At 75.7% G+C, this 1,049-nt stretch carries 1 protein-coding gene; it reads right to left on the reverse strand.

The window, feature by feature from the left end; all coding sequences use genetic code 11:
* Nucleotides 1–109: 109 nt before the first annotated feature.
* Nucleotides 110–1,049 (reverse strand): FAD-dependent oxidoreductase (locus PROKR_RS03510; protein ID WP_036959552.1); only part of this gene is annotated, 940 nt, incomplete at its 5' end.

The following is a 1,049-nucleotide window of genomic DNA, read 5'->3' on the forward strand; positions in this document are numbered from 1 at the left end:
CGGGCACCCGGCCCACGGACATCACGATCCACCGGCTCCCCCGGGCCCGGGCGTGGTCGGAGATCCGCACCCCCGACCAGATCGCCCTGCCCGGCCGCTGAGGAGTCGCCTACGCCGTCCGGCCGTAGGTCTCGAGGAGGCGGAGCCAGACCTCGCTGACGGTGGGGTAGGCGGGGACGGCGTGCCACAGCCGGTCGACCGGCACCTCGCCGGCGATCGCGATGGTCGCCGCGTGGAGCAGCTCTGCGACGTCAGGACCCACCGCGGTGAAGCCGACGACCACGCGCCGGTCCTCGTCGACCACCATGGCGGCCCGGCCCGTGTACCCGTCGGCGTGCAGCGACGCGCCGGCCACGGCACCCAGGTCGTACTCGACCGAGCGGATGCGCAGCCCGGCCGCCTCGGCGCCGGCCGCGGTGTATCCGACGCTCGCGATCTCGGGGTCGGTGAAGACCACCTGAGGCACGGCCCGCTCGTCGGCCGTGGCCGCGTGCCGGCCCCAGGGGGCGTCGTCCACGGGGGTCCCGGTCGCGCGGGCCACGATCGTGTCGCCCACGGCGCGGGCCTGGTACTTGCCCTGGTGGGTCAGCAGGACGCGCCGGTTGACGTCGCCCGCGGCGTACAGCCAGCCGTCGCCGACCGGCACGCCGTCGCCGCCGAGCACCCGCAGGGTGCCGTCGACGGAGAGCCAGTCGCCGGGCATGAGCCCGACGGTCTCCAGGCCCAGCTCGTCCGTGTTCGGCTTGCGGCCGGTCGCGACCAGCACCTCGTCGGCGGTGAGGTCCGTACCGTCCGCGAGCGCGACGTGCACCGTGCCCTCGTCGTCGCGGTGGACCTCCACGGGCTGCGTGTTCAGGTGCAGCACCACGCCCTGCGCCTTGAGCGACTCCGCCACGAGCTCGCTCGCGAACGGCTCCGCGGCGGGCAGCAGCCCGTCGCGGGCGACCATCGTGACCTGGGCACCCAGGGCCGCGTACGCGGTCGCCATCTCGGCACCGACCACGCCGCCGCCGATGACGGCGAGCCGCCCCGGTACGGCCTGGGCGGAC

Source organism: Promicromonospora kroppenstedtii DSM 19349 (genome assembly GCF_000515355.1).
GTDB lineage: Bacteria > Actinomycetota > Actinomycetes > Actinomycetales > Cellulomonadaceae > Promicromonospora > Promicromonospora kroppenstedtii.